Annotated in this window: 18 protein-coding genes; 9 read left to right on the top strand and 9 right to left on the bottom strand. The window is 61.4% G+C overall.

Annotated elements, in window-relative coordinates; genetic code table 11:
* Positions 1–4: 4 nt before the first annotated feature.
* The 3 genes from deoC to xapA all read right to left on the bottom strand — a co-directional run bounded on the left by deoC (position 5) and on the right by xapA (position 3,117).
* Entirely contained in the window at positions 5–967 is a 963-nt protein-coding gene (gene deoC, locus ACN9MU_RS08245; protein WP_426169487.1) for a deoxyribose-phosphate aldolase, read from the bottom strand.
* The gene (locus ACN9MU_RS08240; RefSeq protein ID WP_426169484.1) at positions 964–2,157 is read right to left on the bottom strand and encodes a phosphopentomutase; all 1,194 of its coding nucleotides are present in this window, start codon (positions 2,155–2,157) and stop codon (positions 964–966) included. The genes deoC and ACN9MU_RS08240 overlap by 4 nt, the downstream gene beginning before the upstream one ends.
* Positions 2,158–2,277: 120 nt before the next feature.
* On the bottom strand, positions 2,278–3,117 hold the full coding sequence (gene xapA, locus ACN9MU_RS08235; protein ID WP_057261862.1) for a xanthosine phosphorylase: 840 nt from the start codon (positions 3,115–3,117) through the stop codon (positions 2,278–2,280).
* 222 nt (positions 3,118–3,339) lie between these two features.
* Here xapA and ACN9MU_RS08230 point away from each other — a divergent pair, with 222 nt between their 5' ends.
* The 3 genes from ACN9MU_RS08230 to ACN9MU_RS08220 are packed head-to-tail and all read left to right on the top strand — an operon-like array spanning position 3,340 to position 6,266.
* Positions 3,340–4,440: a carbohydrate kinase gene (locus ACN9MU_RS08230; RefSeq protein ID WP_426169481.1), complete on the top strand. Its 1,101-nt coding sequence runs from the start codon at positions 3,340–3,342 to the stop codon at positions 4,438–4,440.
* Between the two features lie 3 nt (positions 4,441–4,443).
* Entirely contained in the window at positions 4,444–5,370 is a 927-nt protein-coding gene (locus ACN9MU_RS08225; RefSeq protein ID WP_426169478.1) for a pseudouridine-5'-phosphate glycosidase, read from the top strand.
* Positions 5,355–6,266 carry a LysR family transcriptional regulator gene (locus ACN9MU_RS08220; RefSeq protein WP_426169475.1) on the top strand — a complete coding sequence of 304 codons (912 nt, stop codon included), beginning with the start codon at positions 5,355–5,357 and terminating at the stop codon, positions 6,264–6,266. Before ACN9MU_RS08225 ends, ACN9MU_RS08220 begins: the two co-directional genes overlap by 16 nt.
* 73 nt (positions 6,267–6,339) lie before the next feature.
* On the opposite strand, the gene pcp is transcribed toward ACN9MU_RS08220, so the two are convergent.
* Positions 6,340–6,984, bottom strand: a complete 645-nt coding sequence (pcp, locus tag ACN9MU_RS08215; RefSeq protein ID WP_426169472.1) for a pyroglutamyl-peptidase I — start codon at positions 6,982–6,984, stop codon at positions 6,340–6,342.
* A 107-nt stretch (positions 6,985–7,091) separates the two neighbouring features.
* Between pcp and ACN9MU_RS08210 the strand changes: the two genes are divergently transcribed.
* Positions 7,092–8,177, top strand: a complete 1,086-nt coding sequence (locus ACN9MU_RS08210) for an RNA-guided endonuclease InsQ/TnpB family protein (RefSeq protein ID WP_426321590.1) — start codon at positions 7,092–7,094, stop codon at positions 8,175–8,177.
* A gap of 11 nt (positions 8,178–8,188) precedes the next feature.
* Here ACN9MU_RS08210 and ACN9MU_RS08205 read toward each other — a convergent pair whose 3' ends face one another.
* The 3 genes from ACN9MU_RS08205 to ACN9MU_RS08195 form a co-directional block, all read right to left on the bottom strand.
* Positions 8,189–9,139 (bottom strand): DUF979 domain-containing protein, encoded by a 951-nt coding sequence (locus tag ACN9MU_RS08205; RefSeq protein ID WP_426169467.1) that lies wholly within the window; start codon positions 9,137–9,139, stop codon positions 8,189–8,191.
* Positions 9,136–9,831 (bottom strand): DUF969 domain-containing protein, encoded by a 696-nt coding sequence (locus ACN9MU_RS08200; RefSeq protein ID WP_426321588.1) that lies wholly within the window; start codon positions 9,829–9,831, stop codon positions 9,136–9,138. The genes ACN9MU_RS08205 and ACN9MU_RS08200 overlap by 4 nt, the downstream gene beginning before the upstream one ends.
* A gap of 82 nt (positions 9,832–9,913) precedes the next feature.
* Positions 9,914–12,193, bottom strand: a complete 2,280-nt coding sequence (locus ACN9MU_RS08195) for a TonB-dependent receptor (protein ID WP_426344410.1) — start codon at positions 12,191–12,193, stop codon at positions 9,914–9,916.
* Between the two features lie 392 nt (positions 12,194–12,585).
* On the opposite strand from ACN9MU_RS08195, the gene ACN9MU_RS08190 reads away from it, so the two are divergent.
* From ACN9MU_RS08190 to ACN9MU_RS08175, 4 genes are all read left to right on the top strand, one after another.
* Positions 12,586–13,584, top strand: a complete 999-nt coding sequence (locus ACN9MU_RS08190; protein ID WP_426337111.1) for a BMP family lipoprotein — start codon at positions 12,586–12,588, stop codon at positions 13,582–13,584.
* Positions 13,585–13,665: 81 nt separating this feature from the next.
* Complete coding sequence (locus tag ACN9MU_RS08185; RefSeq protein WP_426169457.1) at positions 13,666–15,195, top strand: ABC transporter ATP-binding protein; 1,530 nt, start codon at positions 13,666–13,668, stop codon at positions 15,193–15,195.
* 2 nt (positions 15,196–15,197) lie between these two features.
* Positions 15,198–16,280: an ABC transporter permease gene (locus ACN9MU_RS08180; RefSeq protein WP_426169454.1), complete on the top strand. Its 1,083-nt coding sequence runs from the start codon at positions 15,198–15,200 to the stop codon at positions 16,278–16,280.
* Between the two features lie 4 nt (positions 16,281–16,284).
* A complete protein-coding gene (locus ACN9MU_RS08175) occupies positions 16,285–17,256 on the top strand; it encodes an ABC transporter permease (protein WP_426344409.1) in 972 nt (323 codons plus the stop codon).
* Here ACN9MU_RS08175 and ACN9MU_RS08170 read toward each other — a convergent pair.
* The gene (locus ACN9MU_RS08170) at positions 17,243–17,803 is read right to left on the bottom strand and encodes a hypothetical protein (RefSeq protein WP_426344408.1); all 561 of its coding nucleotides are present in this window, start codon (positions 17,801–17,803) and stop codon (positions 17,243–17,245) included. The two genes, ACN9MU_RS08175 and ACN9MU_RS08170, sit on opposite strands and share 14 nt — an antisense overlap.
* Before the next feature lie 144 nt (positions 17,804–17,947).
* On the opposite strand from ACN9MU_RS08170, the gene ACN9MU_RS08165 reads away from it, so the two are divergent.
* Complete coding sequence (locus ACN9MU_RS08165) at positions 17,948–18,844, top strand: hypothetical protein (protein ID WP_426169446.1); 897 nt, start codon at positions 17,948–17,950, stop codon at positions 18,842–18,844.
* Here the strand turns inward: ACN9MU_RS08165 and ACN9MU_RS08160 are convergent.
* Positions 18,834–20,030: an MFS transporter gene (locus ACN9MU_RS08160; RefSeq protein WP_426169443.1), complete on the bottom strand. Its 1,197-nt coding sequence runs from the start codon at positions 20,028–20,030 to the stop codon at positions 18,834–18,836. The two genes, ACN9MU_RS08165 and ACN9MU_RS08160, sit on opposite strands and share 11 nt — an antisense overlap.
* Positions 20,031–20,041 lie beyond the last annotated feature (11 nt).

Raw genomic sequence — 20,041 nt, 5'->3', positions numbered from 1 at the left:
CTTCTTATGGTTGCGCGTGGCGATGGGCGGCGGAGTAGGCGCCGGTCACATGGTGCTCCAGCTGGCGCTCGATGTCGGTCAGCAGGGACGAAGCACCGATACGGAACAGGTGCGGCTCCAGCCATTCATTGCCCAGTTCCTCCTTCATCACGGTCATGTATTGCAACGCTGCCTTGGCGGTGCCCACGCCGCCTGCCGGCTTGTAGCCCACCTTGAAGCCAGTGCGCTCGTAGTATTCGCGGATCGCGCGCACCATCACCAGCGACACAGGGATGGTGGCGTTGACGCCTTCTTTGCCGGTCGAGGTCTTGATGAAGTCCGCGCCTGCCATCATGCAGACCCACGATGCCTTCGCCACGTTTTCCAGCGTCACCAGGTCGCCGGTAGCCAGGATGGCCTTCACGTGGGCTTCGCCGCAAGCTTTGCGGTAAGCCAGCATTTCATCGTACAGCGCTTGCCAATTGCCGGTCAGGACGTGCTGGCGGGTGATGACGATGTCGATCTCTTTGGCGCCGGCGGTGACCGACAGTTCAACTTCGCGCACCTTGGTTTCCATGCTGGTCAGGCCGGCCGGGAAGCCGGTCGATACCGCAGCGATTGGCAGGCGGCCTTTCAGCACTGCGTCGGCGTGCTGGATCATTTCGTGGTACACGCAGACGGCGCCGGTCATGATCTTGCGTTCCTGCAGGCCCAGCGCTTCCACCAGGTCCTGGCGCAGCGGGCGCATGGCTTTCATGCACAGGCGCTCAACTCGGCCCGGGGTGTCGTCGCCGGCCAGCGTGGTCAGGTCGATCAGTTCGATCGCCTTCACCAGCCAGGCGGCCTGGTACTCTTTCTTCACGGTGCGGCGGTTCGCCAGCGATGCGGCGCGGCGGTCCGCGGCGGCCTTGTTCACGTGGATGTGATTCAGCCAGCCCAGGTCGAGGCCGATGGCCTCGTTGCGCTTGAAGTTTTCAATGATGGTCATAGCAGGTTGGTTCCGTTGGAAAGAGGTTTCACGCCCAGGTGATGCGCGATGGTCTGGCCGATGTCGGAGAAGGTCTCGGAAATGCCGAGCGATTGTGGCTTCACGTTCGGGCCGAAGAACAGCACAGGAATATGTTCACGGGTATGGTCGGAGCCAGGCGCGGTCGGATCGCAGCCGTGGTCGGCGGTGATCACGCACAGGTCGCCATCCTTCAAGCGGGAGATGAATTCCGGCAGGCGCGCATCCAGCTCATGCAGCGCGTTCGAATAGCCGGCAACATCGCGGCGGTGGCCGAAGTGCATGTCGAAGTCGACGAAGTTGACGAAGGTCAGCGACTTGTCGCCCGCCTCCGCCTCTGCTTCCAGCAGCTTGTCGAACAGCGCCATGTTGTCTGGGCCCTTCAACACGCGGCTCACGCCTTGCGCGGCGTAGATGTCGCTGATCTTGCCCAGTGCGATCACCTCGCCGCCTTCATTCTTCACGTGGTCCAGCAGAGTTGGCGCGCTTGGCGGCACGGCGTAATCGTGGCGGTTGGCGGTGCGCTTGTAGTCGCCGTTGGCGCCTACGAATGGACGGGCGATGATGCGGCCGATGTTGTACGGCTTGACCAGCTCATAAGCCTTCTCGCACATATCGTACAGGCGCTCCAGGCCGAAGTGCTCTTCGTGACATGCGATCTGCAGCACGGAGTCGGCCGAGGTGTACAGGATAGGCTTGCCGGTCGCCACATGTTCGTCGCCCAGCTCGTTGATGATGGTGGTGCCGGAGGCGTGGCAGTTGCCCAGGAAGCCCGGCACGCCGGTCAGTTCCTGCAGCTTGTCGGTCAGCTCTTTTGGGAAGGACGGCACTTCCTTCGGGAAGTAGCCCCAGTCGAACAGCACCGGCACGCCGGCGATTTCCCAGTGGCCGGACTGGGTGTCCTTGCCGGTGGATTGCTCGCGTGCCGCGCCGTAGGCGCCGGTGAAACCGTCGCGCTTGGTGAAACCGGCAGCCCACTCGCCCGACGCGGTATGCGCGGCGGCGGCCAGGCCGAGGCCTTCCATGGTTGGCAGGGACATTGGCTTGCCTTCGTTGGCTGCCCATTTGGCGATGTGGCCGAAGGTGTTGCAGGCCTGGTCGCCGTACTTGGAAGCGTCTGGCGTTGCGCCGAGGCCGAAGGAGTCTAACAACAGGATGAAGGCGCGGGACATTTTTGCCTCTCTATTCAAAACCATCAAAGCGGTGTCTGACCCGCAGGGTCAGACACCCGATACGCGGCGGCCGCGGGCCAAGGTGTCTGACCCTGCGGGTCAGACACCGGGTTACCGGTTTCAGGCCTTTGGAGCCTTGGCCACATTCTCCAGGAACGCCAGAATCAGCTTGATCAGCGATTCCGCGCCCACAGCCGCATACTTCAGCGTCTGCTCGTGCGACAGCGGGAACGGCGACAGCCCTTCAGCCAGGTTGGTAACAACAGAAACGCCAACCACCTTCAGCCCGCAGTGACGCGCCGACACCACTTCCGGCACCACCGACATGCCGACAACATCCGCACCCAGCGTCTTGAACGCACGGATTTCCGCAGGGGTTTCAAAGTTCGGGCCAGGGTACGCGATGTACACGCCTTCATGCAGGGTGATCGACTTGTCCGCAGCGGTCGACTGCAGCAGCTTGCGCAGGTCAGCATCGTAAGCATTGGCCATCGAGAAGAAGCGTGGGCCGAAACGCTCGTCGTTCGGGCCAACCATCGGAGTGCCAGGCAGGAAGTTGATATGGTCGTTCAGCGCCACCAGCGAACCAGCGTCCACCTCGGTGCGCAGCGAGCCCGCCGCATTGGTCACAAACAGCATCTCGCAGCCCAGCAGCTTGATGGTGCGCACGGCGGAAGTCATCACCGCAGGGCCGTAGCCTTCGTAGAAGTGGCCGCGGCCCTTCAGGCAGACAACCTGCACGCCAGCCAGCGTGCCCAGTACAAGCTGGCCCGCGTGGCCATGCACGGTGGAGATCGGGAAACCTGGCAGTTCATCGAAGGAAATCGACACTGCATCGGTCATCTGTTCGGCCAGCACGCCCAGGCCGGAGCCCAGGATCATTGCAACGCGTGGCTGGAAATTGGCCGGCATGCGAGCACGGATGATGGCGGCTGCCTGGAATGGGGTATTGGAAGACATGGAGTTCCTCGTTTTTATATCTTTAGGTGAGCTGGCCAGAACAGGCCCTTTGAACGTACCACGACACTATGCATCATCGTCTATATGTATGGCAAATACCATTTTTCTTTGCCATTTATACGCAAGCGCTATAAATATGGGTTTATTATAGGAGCAGCTTCCGTTTGACATGGAACGGACAAATGTTTAGCATCGCAAACAAATGTTTATAGCGAGCTTTTCGTGACCGATCTCTCCCGCAAGGAACAGCTTTACGAGCTGATTCGTGCCAACCCCTTTATTTCCCAGCAAGAGCTGGCGGAGCAGCTCGCCCTGTCGCGCTCCGCCGTAGCCGGCCATATCGCCAGCCTGATCCGCGAGCGCAAGCTGCTGGGCCGGGCCTATGTGTTGCGCAACGAGCGCACTGTGCTGTGTATCGGGGCCGCCTGCCTCGACCGCAAGCTGCGACCGCACGCCCCATTGCAAATGGCCACCTCCAACCCAGCTTGCGCCGAGGAAAGTTTTGGCGGTGTGGCACGAAATATCGCCGCCAACCTGGCCCAGCTCGGCCTGCCCTGCTCCCTGCTGACCGCCCTCGGCGACGATTCCTCCGGCCGCGCCTTGCGCGCCCAGGCGGAAGCCTTCGGCATCGGCATGGAAGGCAGCCTGCAGGTCAACGGCATTGGCAGCGGCACCTACACCGCCGTGCTGGATGCTTCCGGCGAGATGGTGGTCGCGCTGGCCGACATGGCCATCTTCGACCAGCTCACCCCAGGCTGGGTGGCCAGCCGCCAGCCGCAGCGCAATGCCGCCGGCATGGTGGTGGCGGACCTGAACCTGCCGGTCGAATCGGTCGCCATGCTGATGGCGGATGCCCGCGTATCCGGCGTGCCGCTGGTAGTAGTCGCCGTATCGCAGCCGAAAATGGCGCGCCTGCCGAAAAACCTTCATGGCCTGTCGCTGCTGATCCTGAATCGCGGTGAACTGGAAACCCGCTCCGGCCGCGCCCTGCCGACCGAAGCCGACGTGCAGGCAGCCTGCCACGAGCTGCAAGCTGACGGCGTACGCGACATCATCGTCACCTGCGGCGCCAGCGGCGTCTATCACACGCTGGGCAATGCGCTGCACTGGCTGCCGGCGCACGACGCCAAGGTGATCGACGTCACCGGCGCCGGCGATGCCTTCTCGGCCGCCGTCTGCTGGTCGCTGCTGCAAGACCCCGAAAACCTGACCCTGGCTTGCGAACGCGGACTGAAAGCCGCCTCCATCACGCTCGCCAGCCCGCACACCGTGTCGCCCGAGCTGAGCGCCGACCTGCTCGCCACCGCGCATATCGAGGAGTAAATCATGCACCAATTCCTGTCCTTTTCCCCTGAAGTTGCCAACGCCCGCGCCACCGGCAAGCCGATCGTCGCACTGGAATCGACCATCATTTCGCATGGCATGCCATACCCGCAGAACGTGCAGACCGCGCGTGAAGTTGAGCAGATCATCCGGGATGCGGGCGCCGTGCCGGCCACCATCGCCATCATTGGCGGCAAAATCTGCGTCGGCCTGACCGAAGAACAACTGGAAGGACTGGGCAACTCGCCGGACGCGATCAAGGTCTCGCGCCGCGACCTGGCCTATGTGCTCTCGCAAGGCAAGCTGGGCGCCACCACCGTGGCGGCAACCATGATCTGCGCGCAACTGGCAGGCATCAAGGTCTTTGTCACTGGCGGCATCGGCGGCGTACACCGCGGCGCCGAAACCAGCATGGACATTTCGGCCGACCTGCAGGAACTGGCGCAGACAAATGTCGCCGTGGTGTGCGCGGGCGTGAAGTCCATCCTTGACATCGGCCTGACGCTGGAATACCTGGAAACGCACGGCGTGCCGGTAGTATCCGTCGGCCAGCCAGGCTTCCCGGCCTTCTTCACGCGCGAAAGCGGCTTCAATGCCGACTTCCAGCTCGACACCGCCGCCGAACAGGCTTCCTTCATCACGACCAAGTGGGCCTTGGGCCTGAACGGCGGCGTGGTGGTCTCGGCACCGGTGCCGGTGGCAGAAGCCATGCCGAAAGACGAAATCGACGCCATCACCCTGCGCGCCCTGCAGGAAGCTGAAGAGAATGGCGTCACCGGCAAGAAGGTTACCCCCTTCCTGCTGGCCCGCATCAAGACCCTGACCGAGGGTCGCAGCTTGAAGACAAATATCGCACTTGTGAAAAACAACGCGCGTGTCGGCGCTGCCCTGGCACGCGCGCTGCAGGAGCATCCATGTCCATCGACCTGAAACAGTTAAAGTACTTCCTCGCAGTCGCCGAAGAGAAAAGCTTCAGCCGCGCGGCCGAACGCCTGCATATCTCCCAGCCGCCGCTTTCCCAGCAGATCATGAAGCTGGAAGCGGAGCTTGGCGTGAAGCTGTTCGCCCGCACCACGCGTACCTTCGAGCTGACAGTGGCCGGCAAGGCGCTGATGCAAGAGGCCTCCGACCTGCTGGCGAAGATGCGCATGACCATCGACACCGTGCGCCAGATCGACCGCGGCGAAGTGGGCCGGCTGCGCGTGGGCATCGTGGGTTCGGCGATGTGGGGACCGATTCCATCCATGCTGGAAGAATTCCAGAGCAAGTACCCGCGCGTGACCTGGACCATCCACGAGTCCGGCCCTACCGTGCAGTACGACGCCTTGCGCGCCAAGCAGATCGACGTCGGCTTCTGGCGCGAGCCGAAGCTGGACGACGACGAACTGCGGCGCGACAACTTGAAACAGGAACTATGCTTCCGCGAGAACGTTTGCGTGGCAGTCAACGAGCACCATCCCTTGGCGAAGATGGACGCCATCGAATTGTCCGATATCGCGGACGATCCGATGCTGACGCTGGCTCTGGACAAGTCGGCATTCCCGCGCTACCTGATCCAGTGCTGTGTGAACGCGGGCTTCCAGCCGGAGATTTTCCAGGAAGCGCACGAGCCGCAAACCTTGCTGGCCATGGTGGGCGCGGGCCTGGGCGTGACGCTGATGCCGGAGACCACGGCACGTATCGGCTGGCCGGGCGTGGTGTTCCTGCCGATCCGCACCAACCCGCCATCGGCGAACCTGTACATCACCTACACGACGCTGGATGACGCACCGGTCGTGCGCGCCTTCCTCAACATCCTGCGCCCCCCTCCCGCTGAAAACCGGTAAGCCAGGGTCTTAGGGCCGCCAGCCGCCGCACAGACAGTGTCAGACCCTTGGGTCTGACACTGGTTTACCGGTTTTAGTGCGTAGCTCCACCAGCCGCAACAGCATCGCCATCCGTAGCAAGCGCGGTACGGATAGCAACACGCATTCCTTCAATCATCTGCTCCAGCGACATGCTTGCCGCGCCAGGATGGCGCGCCGCCTGTTCCGGCAAATAAGGAATGTGGATAAACCCAGCTTTCACATCGCCGCGGCCCGCAACCGCGTGCATCAACCCATAGAACACGTGGTTGCACACGAAAGTTCCGGCAGTCTGCGACACCGACGCCGGCAAACCAGCCGCCCGCAAAGCCGCCACAATCGCCTTGATTGGCAACGTGGAAAAATACGCCGCCGGTCCTCCCTGCACAATCGGCTCGTCCACCAGCTGCCGCTCCGCGTTGTCCTTGATCGGCGCATCGTCGACGTTGATCGCCACCCGCTCCACCGAAAGATCGACGCGCCCGCCAGCCTGGCCGACGGCAATCACCAGCGCCGGCCGCAACTCATCGATCAGCGCCGCCATGGCCGTATTCGCATCGCCAAACACGCAAGGCAGCTGGCGCGCCACGACACGGAAATCGCCCTCACCCCAGCCATCCAGAGCCCGCACGGTTTCCCATGCCGGATTGATCGGCTCTTTATTAAAAGGCTCGAAGCCCGTCAGCAGAACAGTTTTCATCAGGTTTGTTCCGAGAAACCCCGTCCTTCAGGGCGGGGAGTGAAAGGAGCCGACCGCAACGCGGCTGTTCTCCTTGAGATTAGTGAAATACTGTATAAAATTACAGTATGATTCTCGTCTACCGTTTCCGTGTGAAATCGAAAAACGGGCTGCTTGATCTGCAAGCCCGTAAGGTGAATTTTGTCTGGAACTACTGCAATGATCGGCAGAAAGATGCCTTGCGATTTGAGCGCCCTTGGCTGACCGGCTTCGACTTGAACAAGCTGACTACCGGCAGCAGCAAAGAATTGGAGCTGCATTCTGGTGTGATCAATGCTGTATGCGAACAATTTGCCAAATCGCGTGCCCAACACCGCCGGCCGTATTTGCGTTACCGCGGCCGAAGGTCCTTGGGCTGGGTTCCGCTCAAAGGACGTGACCTGCACCGGGAAGGCAACGCGTTTCGCTTTGCAGGTAATACTTTCCGCGTGTTTTACTCTCGCCCCCTTCCTGAAGGGAAGATCAAGGACGGCAGTTGCTTTGCGCAAGACGAATTGCGCAGCAATTCGGGCCCCGTGAAAAGCTTTGCCAGCCGCGGCAACTGGTTCCTCAATATCGTGATCGAGGTGGCCGAGCCGCCGGTTCGTCCACTTGACCACGGTGTCGGTATCGATCTTGGCTTGAAGGATCTCGCTACACCGTCCGAGGGAGAAAAGATTCCGGCGCCGGGCTTTTATCGTGAGGCTGAAGCTGCGCTGGCGGTAGCGCAGCGAGCCCACAAGCGGCGCAGCATCAAAGCCATCCAGGCGCGCACGGCGCGGCGACGGCTGGACTTCTTGCATAACAGGTCGGTGGAGCTTGCCCGCGCTTTCGACCATATCGCTGTTGGCAATGTGAATGCCAGTGGACTCGCCCAAACCAGCCTGGCGAAGTCCGTGCTTGATGCAGGCTGGTCGTCCTTCCGCAAGATGCTGGCGTACAAGGCCATGAGGCATGGCGCGCGGTACGTGGAAGTGGACGAACGCTTTACCACCCAGACCTGCTCGAGTTGTGGTGCACTGCCCGATTCGAGGCCGAAAGGTATCGCAGGCCTTGGAATAAGAGAGTGGGAATGCAGCGAATGCGGTGTGGTACATGATCGTGATCGTAATGCTGCGTTAAACATTCTCCGTCGCGGACGTGCGACGCTGGAAGCAGGAATCCGCGTTCTTTAGGGCGGGGGACGTCAAAACAGGAAGTAAAGCAGAATGATATTAGCGCCCAGCAGCGGCAAGGCCGTCGGCACCTGCGCCTTGATCACGGCATTGCGGTCGGCCAGGTCCAGCAGCGCTGTCGGGATGATATTGAAGTTGGCCGCCATTGGCGTCATCAGCGTACCGCAATAGGCGCTGAACATGCCGATCGCCGCCACCACCGCAGGATTGCCGCCAAACTTCGCCACCAATACCGGCACGCCGACACCGCCCGCCATGACCGGGAAAGCGGCAAAACCATTGCCCATCACGATAGTGAACAACGCCATGCCGACACAGTACACCGCCACGGCCACCAGTTTCGAATCGAGGCCAATATAAGTCGTCGTCACCTGTGCCACTGCCTTGCCAACGCCTGCCTCGCTGAACAACAGGCCAAGCACTGCCAACATGTGCGGCAGCACGATCATCCAGCTCATGGCATCGATCAGGCGGCGAGATTCGCGGCCGGCCTGTAGCGGCGTGGAGCGCGTCAGCCAGCAGGCCACGCCGACCGCGATCACGGCCGCGCAGCCAAGGCTGACCAGCGTGAGGTGTTTCGGATCCAGTACAAACAACTCACCAATGTGCACGTCCTTGAGCAGGGTGGAACCGGCCATCGTCACGGCCGGTATCACCAGCGCAGGCACGAACAGCCTGTGCCCGAGCCGCGCGGCGCTAGCCTGGCGCGCGCCGTCCGGCAACACGTCCGGCTTGCCGCTCCTGACGCCGCCGAAGCCAGCCAGCAACGCCATCACGATCATCGCCAGGCCCACCATGGCCGGCGGCAAGCGCTCGCCAACCAGGTAGACCGTCGCATAAAAGGTCCAGAACAGGCCCGTGGTCCAGCGGCGCGGGTTCGTGCGGTCGCGGAAGGACATCAGGGCAACCAGCGCCAGCATGACGCCCAGCAGGAAATAGAAGTATTCGACGCGGATGATCATGCAGCGCCCCCGCCTGTTGGCGCCAGGTAGCGGTCCAGCCGGCGCAGCCGCCAGGCGTGGATGATGAAGGCGCTGATGGCAGTCGGGATGCCCCACAGTGCCATATGCAAAGGATCGACCTCGATACCTTCAGCGCGCAGCACGGTCTGCATCAGAACGATGGCGCCGAAAGCGACAAATATATCTTCGCCGAAGAACAGCCCTACGTTGTCGGTGGCAGCAGCCATGGCGCGAACCCGCTGGCGTTGATCGTCGCTGAGTTCGGGGTTGCGAAGCTGCGCTGCTCCTTCCGCCATCGGCGCAACGACCGGCCGCACCATGTTTGGATGGCCGCCCAGCGAGGTCAGACCCATCGCGGCGGAAAGCTCGCGAACCCCGAGATAAACAATCAGCAGCCGCCCAGCCGTCGCCGAGCGCATGCGCGCTACGGCCGACTGCGCATGCTCGCGCAAACCAAAACGCTCCAGCAAGCCGATTGCCGCCAATGGCAGCAGGTAGATCATCGGCAGGTTGCGCGTCCTGACGAAGGCCGTGCCAAGCGAGGCAAGCAGCGCTTCGACCGGCATGAACGCAGCAAAACCGGTAGTGAAACACGCCGCGACAACCACCAGAACCGGGTGCAGCCGCAACAGGAATCCAAGTACGATCACGGCCACGCCAAGCAGCGGCCACATATTGACAGCAGTTTGCATCAATCCTCCCCCCGAGGCAGGCCACATGATACAAAAAAAAAACGCGCACCGAAGTGCGCGTCTTGCGAGGGCGATCTTCCGATCAGAAGTTCGCCTTGAACTGCACGCCGTAGGTGCGCGGTTCGTTGACGATGCCGGTCAGGTTGTTGAAGTCGATCGCGCCCAGGGACTGGATGCGGTTGGTGATGTTGCGGCCGTAGGCGGCCAGCTCATACTTGCCGTCGTTCCAGCGATAACCCACGCGCAGGCCGCCTTCCAGCAGTTCCTTGGCCTTGTACTCGGTCGCTTCGTACAGGAAGAAGTTGTACGAGGTACGGTATGCCCAGTCGGTATAAGCGTAGATCTCGCCATCGCCCAGCGGCTGGCTGTAGCGCAGGGTGAAGTTGTGCTGCCACTTCGGTGCACGCGGCAGCGGATTGCCGTTGATGAGGGCTGCGCTGCCGATCACGTTGCCGTTGGCATCCTTGAACTCGATACGTGGATCCAGCGGGGTGCAACCGCCGCCGCAGGACTGGACGAACAGGTCTGCGTCCTTGATCTTGGTGTCGTTGTAGCTGGTGCCGAAGGTCACGGCCCATGCATCGCTCAGGTTGGCTTGCAGGTCCAGTTCCACGCCGCGGCCAGTGACTTTGTCAGCGTTGATCAACTGGTTCATGTTCACGGTGCCGGAGCCTGCGGTGAGCTGCTTGTCCTTCACGCGATAGTTGAAGACGGTGGCCGACATGCGCGCGCGGCGGTCGAACAGGTCCTGCTTGACACCGAATTCCACGGACAGCGCTTTTTCAGCGTCAGCTTGCGATGGCTTGGACGTCAAGTCGAACAAGCGGCCCTGCATGGAAGGCGCGCGGTAGCCAGTGGCGACGCGGCCGAACAGGTTGGTGTCCTTGTTCAAGGTGTAGGTACCGCTCAGGTCCCAGCTCACGTTGTTCGAGGTGTCGTTCAGGTAATTGGTCGCTACATTAGGAGGTGGCAGCAGCGGCTCGACGCGAGTGGCCACAAAATCCTTCTTGTCCTTGGTGTAGCGCACGCCAGCGCGCAGCTTGAACGCATCCGACACGGTGTAGTTAATGGTACCGAAGGCGGCGTACGACTTGGCGTCCTGCTGCTGGGTCGCGTACGCGGCGTTTTGCGGGTTACCTGCGGTGAAGGAATCGAAGGAGATCGAATCGATCTGGATATGCTCGTCGAAGTAGAATACGCCGGCGATCCACTGCAGTGGGCCTTTGTAATTGGACTCGACGCGGAATTCCTGCGACAACTGCTTATGGTCAGGAATCAGGTCGGCGGTTTCGACCGGGAATGGAATGAAGCCTGGACCCATCGGAGGGTGGAAGGAAGCGCCAAAGCCGCCGTCCACGTCGCCGCGGCTGAAGAATTCCAGCTTTTCGTAGCCAGTGATCGAGTGGAAGGTCAGCCCCGGGGTATCCCAGCGCAGGCGCAGGTTGGCGCCTTTGTTCTTCAGGTGCTGCTCGTTGCCGCCATCAGTCGGGTAGGACTTGTAGTCGAAGTTGTCGACCAGCTCATTGGTGCCCTTCTTCAGGATATTGGCGCGGAACAGGGTGGCATTGCCGTCCATGTCGCGGCCGTGCACGTTCAACAGCGCGCTGAAGTCTTTATTAGGCTTCAGCAGGAACTGGATACGACCGGCATTGTCCTTGTAGCCTTCGAAATCGGTGGTCGGCGCGCCCGGACGGTCGTTATGAACGCGGTTGCCGCGGTGTTGCGATTGCAGCGAGATGCGGGTGGCCAGCACGTCGTTGATCGGGAAGTTGTATGCGCCTTCATAGTTGCGCACGCGGTCCTTGCCGATGCCGACGTTGACATAGCCTTCCTGGCGGAACACCGGCTTGGCGGAATCGAACTTGATCACGCCGGCCGGGGAGTTACGGCCGAACAGGGTGCCTTGCGGGCCGCGCAGCACTTCCACCTGGTCCACGTCGAACACGGGGAAGCCCTTCAGCATCGGGTTTTCCTGCACGATGTCGTCCATCACCAGGCCAACCGGCTGGGAGGCGTTCAGGTCGAAGTCGGTATTGCCCAGGCCGCGGATATAGAAACGCGGGAAAGTACGGCCATAGTCGGACTCCACGGAAACGGATGGCGAACGGCCGTTCAGGAAACGGATGTCCTGGCCGCCGGAAGTCAGCACGTCCAGCTTCTCGCCCTTCAGGGTGGCGATCGCCATCGGCACATCCTTGATGTTTTCAGCGCGGCGCTGTGCCGTAACAATCACGGTCTCCAGCTGGCCCGGCTTCTTCACTTCTTCGGTGGTGGTCGTAGCTTCTTGCGCAATCGCGCCATGAAGGGGAAACGCGCTGGCCACGGCCAGGGCGATCAGGGAGTGCTTGAGGCGTTTATCCATACCCGTTGTTCCAATCTTTAAAAGAAAAGTAACGTAATGTTGCAATGGCGCGAATGCTAACACGAAAGCAATTGCCTTCTCTTACTTACGAGAAACCCTACATTTAGTTGACTTGCATATAAATAAGTAAGCAAAAACGTATTTGCCATACATATAGCGCCTACTGCATAGTAGTGACGCACGAATCCATGCCGTGAGAAGCGGATTCGACTGCAGGAAGATGTGTTTGCAGTTTGATTACGTGCCCAAGAATTAATCAAGGGTACATGTACAAAATTTGCATTTGTGCGTTGTTGGCAAGCTACAAGGTGCCGTGGCGTGGATTGGCGCGAAAAAGCGGAACTAGGCACTCCATAAAAATATACAATAACGATCTTCGACGGAGCCCTTACATGAAAATCAAACAACTTAGCATGATGATCGCCGCAGTTGCGGTAGCAGCCAGCGCAAACGCGGCTGATCCGAAGCTGGGCATCGTGTACGACGCTGGCGGCAAGTTCGACAAGTCGTTCAACCAGTCCGCTTTTGAAGGCGCTTCGCGCTTCCAGAAAGAAACCGGCATCAAATTCATTGAAGTGCAAGCCAGCAGCGATACCCAGGCTGAGCAGGTGCTGCGCGGCCTGGCCCGCAAGAACCTGGACCTGATCGCTTCGATCGGCTTCGCCCAGACCCAGGCGGTGCAAAAAGTCGCCAAGGAATTCCCGAAAGTCCGCTTCGTCCTGATCGACGGCGTTGCACAGGGCAATAACGTCAATTCCGTGACGTTCAAGGAAGAAGAAGGTTCTTACCTGGTCGGCGTGGCTGCTGCCATGGCCTCCAAGACCAAAAAGCTGGGCTTCATTGGCGGCATCGACATTCCGCTGATCCGTACCTTCGCCTGCGGCTATGCCCAGGGCGCCAAAGCTACAGACAAGAAAACCGAAGTGATCTCGAACATGGTCGGCACCACCTCCGCCGCCTGGAACGACCCTGCCAAGGGCGGCGAGCTGGCGCGTGCCCAGTTTGACCGCGGCGTGGACGTAGTGTTCGCCGTGGCCGGCGGTTCCGGCATGGGCACCCTGCAGACTGCCAAGGAAAAAGGCAAGCTGTCGATCGGCGTGGATTCCAACCAGAACCACCTGTACCCAGGCTCCGTGCTGACCTCCATGGTCAAGCGCGTGGACAATGCCGTGTACGATTCCTTCATGCAAATGAAGAACGGCACCTGGAAAGCCGGCGTGACCGCCAAAGGCCTGAAGGAAGGGGGTGTGGACTGGGCGCTGGACGAGAACAACCGCAAGGTGATCACGCCTGAGATCGAGAAAAAGGTCATGGGCGCGCGCAAGGACATCATCGATGGCAAGATCAAGGTCATCGACATCCGCACCACCAACGCCGCCTGCCCGGCCTAACCAGCAGTTCCAATAAAAAGAACGCGCCGACGGGGAATCCCGTCCGGCGCGTTTTTCAGTAAATAAGACCCGAAAATCCTTATGACGCCAGCAGTTGAATTCCGCAATATATCCAAGCACTTTGGGGCGGTGAAGGCGAATACGGACGTCAGTTTCTCCATCGCCAAAGGGGCCATCCATGGCCTGGTGGGTGAGAACGGCGCCGGCAAGTCGACCTTGATGAGCATCCTTTACGGCTATTACCGCGCAGATGGCGGTGAGATCCTGCTGGACGGTAAGGTGCAGCACATCCACAATTCCCACGAAGCGATCCGCCTTGGCATCGGCATGGTGCACCAGCACTTCATGCTGGTCGAGAACATGACCGTGCTCGATAACGTGATGCTGGGCAGCGAAGGCGGCTTCCGCCTGCGCGAGCACCGCGCCGCCGTCGAGAAAAAGCTGCGCGAAATCTGCGACCGCTATCGCCTGGACGTCGACCCGCTGGCCACCATCCACGACCTGTCGGTGGGCGCCCAGCAGCGCGTCGAGATCCTGAAGCAGATCTACCGTTCGGCCAACATCCTGATCCTGGACGAGCCGACCGCCGTGCTGACCGCCCAGGAGACCGAATCGCTGTTCGAGATCTTGAAGCTGTTCAAGGAACAGGGCAAGACCATCATCCTGATCACCCACAAACTGCAGGAGATCAAGGACATCACCGACACGGTTACCGTGATGCGCGGCGGCCGTGTAGTGGGTGCGGTGCAGACTGCCGATACCACCAAGGAAGAACTGGCCCAGATGATGGTGGGCCGTCCGATCGAGAACAACCTGCCGCGCGGTGAATACAATCCAGGCAAGGCCGTGCTGGAAGTGAAGAACCTGCAGCTGTCCGACGACAACGGCGTCAAGCTGCTGCAGGATATCAACTTCACCCTGCGCGCCGGCGAGATCGTGGCGATTGCTGGCGTGTCCGGCAACGGCCAGTCCGAGCTGATGGAAATCCTCTCCGGCATGAAGCTGCCGACCTCCGGGGAAGTGGACTTCGAAGGCAAGGCCCTGCCCTTCCCGAAACGCGGGGATGCCGACGGCCTGCCGACCAAATTCCGTGAACTGGGCATCGGCCATGTGCCGGAAGACCGCCTGCGCGACGGCGTGATCAAGGCTTTCTCGGTCATGCAGAACACCTTCTTCGGCTACCAGGACAAGGTCAAGAACAAATGGGGCCTGATCGACTTCAAAGGCATCGCACAACGCTGCGCCGGCCTGATGAAAGAGTTCGACGTGCGCCCGGCCAATCCGGACCTGCGCATTGGCTTGCTCTCCGGCGGTAACCAGCAGAAGGTGGTGATCGCGCGCGAAGTGCTGGCCAAGCCGAAGCTGATGCTGGTCGGCCAGCCGACCCGCGGCGTGGACATCGGCACCATCGAATCCATCCACACCCAGCTGCTGGCCCTGCGCGACCAGGGCGTGGCGATCCTGCTGGTATCGGTGGAACTGGAAGAAGTACGCGCCCTGGCCGACCGCATCCTCGTGATGTGCGGCGGCAAAATTACCGGCGAACTGAAAATCGACGAATTCGACACCACCCGCATCGGCTTGCTGATGGGTGGCATGCATAAGCACTGATCATGACCACGAACGATATGCCACGCTGGGCAACCGGCCTTGTCCTGCCCATCCTGAACCTGCTGTCCGCCTTGCTGGTGGCCGCCCTGGCGATCCACCTGATGGGCGAAGATCCGCTGGAGTCGATGCAGATCCTGATCAACAGCGCCATCATTAACCCGGAAGGCCTGAGCTACACGCTGTTCTACGCCTCCACCCTGGTGTTCACCGGCCTGGCCGTGTCGATCGCCATGCAGGCCGGCCTGTTCAACATCGGCGCCGAAGGCCAGATGTATTTCGGCGGCCTTGGCGTGACGCTGGCCATGCTGGCCTTTGACGCATCCCTGCCATGGTACCTGCTGATCCCGGCAGGCATCATCGGCGCCGCCCTGTTCGGCGCCCTGTGGGCCTTCATTCCCGGCTACCTGCAAGCCAAGCGCGGCTCGCACATCGTCGTGACCACGATCATGTTCAACTTCATCTGCGCCTCGCTGATGAACTTCATCATCGTCAAGTACCTGATCCCGGCCGGCGAGCAGAATACCGCCTCGCGCGTGTTCTCTGCCGCTGCCGAAATGCCGCGCCTGAACGCCTGGTTCCCGATCCTGGGCGAGACCCCGCTCAACATCGGCTTCTTCTTCGCCATTATCGCGCTGGTCATCTACGGCGTTGTCATGTGGCGCTCGGCCTGGGGTTACAAGATCCGCGCGCTGGGCCTGAACCAGCATGCGGCCCACTACGCCGGCGTCAAGATCAGCGCCATGATCATCCTCGTCATGCTGATCTCGGGCGCACTGGCCGGACTGGGCGCAGTCAACTCCATCATGGGCTCGACCCACTACCTGTCGCTTAACTTTGTTGGCGGCGCGGGCTTCGTCGGCATCGCTATTGCCCTGATGGGCCGCCAGCACCCGGTAGGCATCCTCCTGTCGTCCATCCTGTTTGGCGCCTTGACCCAGGGTGGTTTCGACCTGTCGCTGGAAAAACCGAACATTCCGACCGAAACCTTCATTTTCATCCAGGGCCTGATCATCCTGTTCTGCGGTGCGATGGAATACCTGTACGCCCCGGCCATCATCAAGCTGCTCAAAGCACGCAAAGGTTAAGACCATGACTTTCGAAGATCTCCACCTGGGCTCCATTCTCGTCTCCACCGTGCGCAATGCGCCGGTGCTGATTTTCGCCGCCATGGCCGGCCTGTTTGCGGAACGTTCCGGCGTGATCGACATCGGCCTGGAAGGCAAAATCCTGGCCTCTGCCTTCGTATCGGCTGCCGTCGCTTTCACAACACGCAGCCCATGGCTTGGCGTCCTCGCCGGCATGGGTGTATCCGTCGTCCTGGCCATGCTGCAAGGTTTTGTCGCCGTCACCCAGAAGGGCAACCAGCTCGTGGGCGGCATCGCGATCAATATCGCCATGAGCGGCCTGACCTTCGTGGTCGCGCAGTATTTCTTCCAGCAAGGCGGCCGCACCCCTGACCTGGGCGACGCGCGCCTGTTCGACGTGGTGCTGCCTGGCAGCGCCGCCGTGGCTGACGTGCCTTTCCTTGGCTGGTTCTACACCAAGCTGATTGGCGGCCATTCCGTGCTGGTCTACCTGGCCTTCATCCTGGTGCCGCTGGTGCACTGGTTCCTGTATCACTCGCGCTTCGGCCTGCGCCTGCGCGCTTGCGGCGAGAACCCGCACGCAGCCGACGCGGCCGGCGTGTCCGTTGAGCGCACCCGTTACGCCGCCATGCTGATCGCCGGCATACTGTGCTCCTTCTCTGGCGCCTACCTGGCCATCGTGCAATCGGGCTTCTTCCTGCGTGATATGTCGGCCGGTGCCGGCTACCTGGCGCTGACCGCCATGGTGTTCGGCAACTGGCGTCCGGTGTACACCTTCCTGGGCTGCCTGATGTTCGGCTTCTTCGGCGCCGTGCAGATCCAGCTCGAAGGCGTGGACCTGCCGGTGATCGGCCGCATTCCGGGCGCACTGATCCAGATGGTGCCTTACGTTGTCACCGTGATTGTGCTGGCCGGCCTGATGGCCAAGTCGGTGGCGCCGAAAGCCATCGGCGTACCGTTCGTCAAGTCGCGCTAAGCGCACCCTCCTCTACCCTGCGCCGGCCCAGGCCGGCCAGGGTCGCCAACCCCGCCAGCAGCATCAGTCCCGCCGCAGGTTCCGGAATCGGGGCTGGCGTGATGCCGAAAACAGTCTGGCTGCTCCAGTACCAGGTGCGGCTCCAGTCTTCCCATCCATAGCTCCATTGCGAGTATTGATCTCCCGTGCGAAAGCCCCCGCCCCAGCCGGAGAACGCCTCGTCATTGCCCCACCAATTGGCATCGATCGTCAATTGCCCGGTCAACTTATAACTGAATGCCCCAATCTCACAGCGGAAGTACGGGTCGCTCAGGCTCAGGCATCCATCCAGGTAATCGCGCCCCGCGATAGACAACGAGGTCAGCTCCGGCAGGGAAATGACGCCATCGAGATCCATGTCCGTGCCCCGAAAGCCGCCATCGACCCGCGCGTCTTGCTGGAACACGCCATTCTCGTTAAAACCCGTGTAACTGAATCGCCATTCGTCAGCCCAAGCGCTGCCAGCGGCGCAAGCAAGAGCCAGCGCCAAACCAAGTTTGCGTGCCATGATGCCCTCCCTCGTGAAAACCGAGCTTTGATGCTAACAGCAGGCTGGCATGGAGCGAGCCCAGCCGGTATGCCGTGCGCAACACGGATCACTGTTGTGCCGAGGATGCCGGAGGTCTATATTGCATAGACCAAGGAGTTTCTGATGAACCGGCGCAACTGGCTCTTGCTCAAATTATTGCCTGCGGCAATTTGCTCACTGGGATTGCCGGCACGGGCGCACGACAGCCCGCCTATGCAGGTGGTATATCCCCGCTATTTCTCCATACTCGACACCAGCAAGGGTTTCGACTGGGTCGTCTTGCGCGCAGCCCTGGAAAAGACGTCCGGAAAATACGGTCCCTTTACCCTGGCGCCATCGAATGAGCCGGTATCCGTGCCGCGCATGCTCCAGGAGCTGGGCCGCAGCAACGGTTCCATCAACATCATTGCCCGCGCCACCCAGCGCGACCTGGAAACGCAGTTCCAGCCGGTGCGCATCCCGATCGACCGGGGCCTGATGGGCATGCGCTTGCTGTTGGTACGCAAAGCCGACTTGCCGCGCTTCGCGACGATCCGCACGCTGGAAGACTTGCGGCACCTGAGCGCCGGCCAGGGCCAGGGCTGGATCGATTCTGCCGTGCTGTCGGCGGCCGGCATCGTCGTGGTGGAATCCCCCCGCCCCGGCAGCCTGTTTGGCATGCTGGAGGCGGGACGTTTCGATTTTTTCCCTCGCGCACTGGACGAGGCGCCGAACGAATATGACGCGATCCGCAAGCAGCACACGGACATCGTGATCGAACCCACCCTGATGCTGCGTTACCCCCTGCCCCGCTACTTCTTCGTCCGGCGCGATGCGGCCGGCGACAGGCTCGCCGAGCGGATCAGGACCGGCATGGAGATGATGGTTAAAGACGGCTCGCTCATAGCGCTGTTCAACAAACACAAAGGCCCGCTGGTCGAGCGGGCCCGGATCGCATCGCGGCGCATCATTGAGCTGCCAAACCCGGCACTGCCGCCGGACACCCCGCTCCAGCGCAGCGAATTGTGGTTCAAGCCCTAGACTGGGGGCGGCGCGGCAAGAAGGGCAGCACCGCAAGCGCCAGCAAGGCAAACACCGCGCCTGCGCCGAAAGTGACGGCAGGGCCAAAGCAATCCCACAGCCAGCCTGCGAACGCACTCGACGCCAGCAATGCCGCACCGCTGGCCAGGTTGAACAGGCCGAAAGCCGTACCGCGCAAATGCGCCGGCGCAGCATTGGCCACCATCGCCGACAGCAATCCTTGCGTCATGCCCATGTGCAGCCCCCACAGCAATACGCCTGCGATCACACCCTGCCAGCCTTTGGCCGACGCCAGCACGGCATCGGCGGCAACCAATACCAGCAGCCCGATCGCAAGCAGGCGCGAGCCGCTCAGTCGATCCGCCAATTGACCGAACGGATAGGCGCTCAGAGCGTAGACGAAACTCATCGCCCCCATCACCAGCGGGACCTGTTGCAGGGCCATGCCGCGCTCCTGTGCGCGCAAGACCAGGAACGCTTCGCTAAAGCGGGCCAGCATGAACAATACGCCCAGGGCTGCCAGCCACCAGAATTGCCGGTCCAACTGGCGCAACTGGTCGCGGCGCAGAGGATTGACGCGCTCCCGGCCATGCTTTGCACCCGGTTCACGTACCCCCACGAACAGCAGCAACACGGAAAGCGAAGCTGGAATCGCCGCGATCCAGAACACTTTTCTGAAGTCATTCGCCCACAACAGCATCAAGCCCGATGCAAGCAAGGGGCCGGCACAGGCGCCCACGGTGTCCAGGGCTTGGCGCAAACCAAATGCCGCTCCGCGCATGGACTGAGGCGCCAGGTCGGCAAGCATGGCGTCGCGCGGCGCGCCGCGAATGCCCTTTCCCATCCGGTCCAGCAGGCGGGCCGTGGCAACCACCGGCATCGAACCTGCGATGGCAAACAAGGGCTTCGACAGGGCGGCCAGGCCGTAGCCGCAAGCGACCAGCAGTTTGCGCTTGCCAAGGTAGTCGCTCAATGCGCCAGAAAATACTTTCACGCACAGCGCTGTGGCTTCCGCCAGGCCTTCCAGGATGCCCACTGCCAGGCCGCTAGCGCCGAGCGTTCCGACCATGAACAGGGGAAGCAGGCTGTGGATCATTTCCGATGAAATGTCCATCAGCATGCTTACCAGCCCCAGCACCCAGATACTGGCAGGAAGCCGGGTATTCGGTGGGAGCTGGGAGGCCATCGTCTACGGCT

The organism is Pseudoduganella sp. R-32 (genome assembly GCF_049913245.1).
GTDB lineage: Bacteria > Pseudomonadota > Gammaproteobacteria > Burkholderiales > Burkholderiaceae_D > Rugamonas.
The sequence above is the reverse complement of the archived record's forward strand: the minus strand, read 5'-3'. Positions and strand labels throughout refer to the sequence as shown.

Coding starts and splice junctions, on each gene's coding strand:
- ACN9MU_RS08225 (WP_426169478.1), top strand. CDS start 4,444: ATGCACCAATTCCTGTCCTTTTCCCCTGAAGTTGCCAACGCCCGCGCC.
- ACN9MU_RS08240 (WP_426169484.1), bottom strand. CDS start 2,157: ATGTCCCGCGCCTTCATCCTGTTGTTAGACTCCTTCGGCCTCGGCGCA.
- ACN9MU_RS08200 (WP_426321588.1), bottom strand. CDS start 9,831: ATGCAAACTGCTGTCAATATGTGGCCGCTGCTTGGCGTGGCCGTGATC.
- xapA (WP_057261862.1), bottom strand. CDS start 3,117: ATGTCTTCCAATACCCCATTCCAGGCAGCCGCCATCATCCGTGCTCGC.
- ACN9MU_RS08195 (WP_426344410.1), bottom strand. CDS start 12,193: ATGGATAAACGCCTCAAGCACTCCCTGATCGCCCTGGCCGTGGCCAGC.
- ACN9MU_RS08220 (WP_426169475.1), top strand. CDS start 5,355: ATGTCCATCGACCTGAAACAGTTAAAGTACTTCCTCGCAGTCGCCGAA.
- ACN9MU_RS08175 (WP_426344409.1), top strand. CDS start 16,285: ATGACTTTCGAAGATCTCCACCTGGGCTCCATTCTCGTCTCCACCGTG.
- ACN9MU_RS08190 (WP_426337111.1), top strand. CDS start 12,586: ATGAAAATCAAACAACTTAGCATGATGATCGCCGCAGTTGCGGTAGCA.
- deoC (WP_426169487.1), bottom strand. CDS start 967: ATGACCATCATTGAAAACTTCAAGCGCAACGAGGCCATCGGCCTCGAC.
- ACN9MU_RS08160 (WP_426169443.1), bottom strand. CDS start 20,030: ATGGCCTCCCAGCTCCCACCGAATACCCGGCTTCCTGCCAGTATCTGG.
- ACN9MU_RS08210 (WP_426321590.1), top strand. CDS start 7,092: ATGATTCTCGTCTACCGTTTCCGTGTGAAATCGAAAAACGGGCTGCTT.
- ACN9MU_RS08165 (WP_426169446.1), top strand. CDS start 17,948: ATGAACCGGCGCAACTGGCTCTTGCTCAAATTATTGCCTGCGGCAATT.
- ACN9MU_RS08185 (WP_426169457.1), top strand. CDS start 13,666: ATGACGCCAGCAGTTGAATTCCGCAATATATCCAAGCACTTTGGGGCG.
- pcp (WP_426169472.1), bottom strand. CDS start 6,984: ATGAAAACTGTTCTGCTGACGGGCTTCGAGCCTTTTAATAAAGAGCCG.
- ACN9MU_RS08205 (WP_426169467.1), bottom strand. CDS start 9,139: ATGATCATCCGCGTCGAATACTTCTATTTCCTGCTGGGCGTCATGCTG.
- ACN9MU_RS08170 (WP_426344408.1), bottom strand. CDS start 17,803: ATGGCACGCAAACTTGGTTTGGCGCTGGCTCTTGCTTGCGCCGCTGGC.
- ACN9MU_RS08180 (WP_426169454.1), top strand. CDS start 15,198: ATGACCACGAACGATATGCCACGCTGGGCAACCGGCCTTGTCCTGCCC.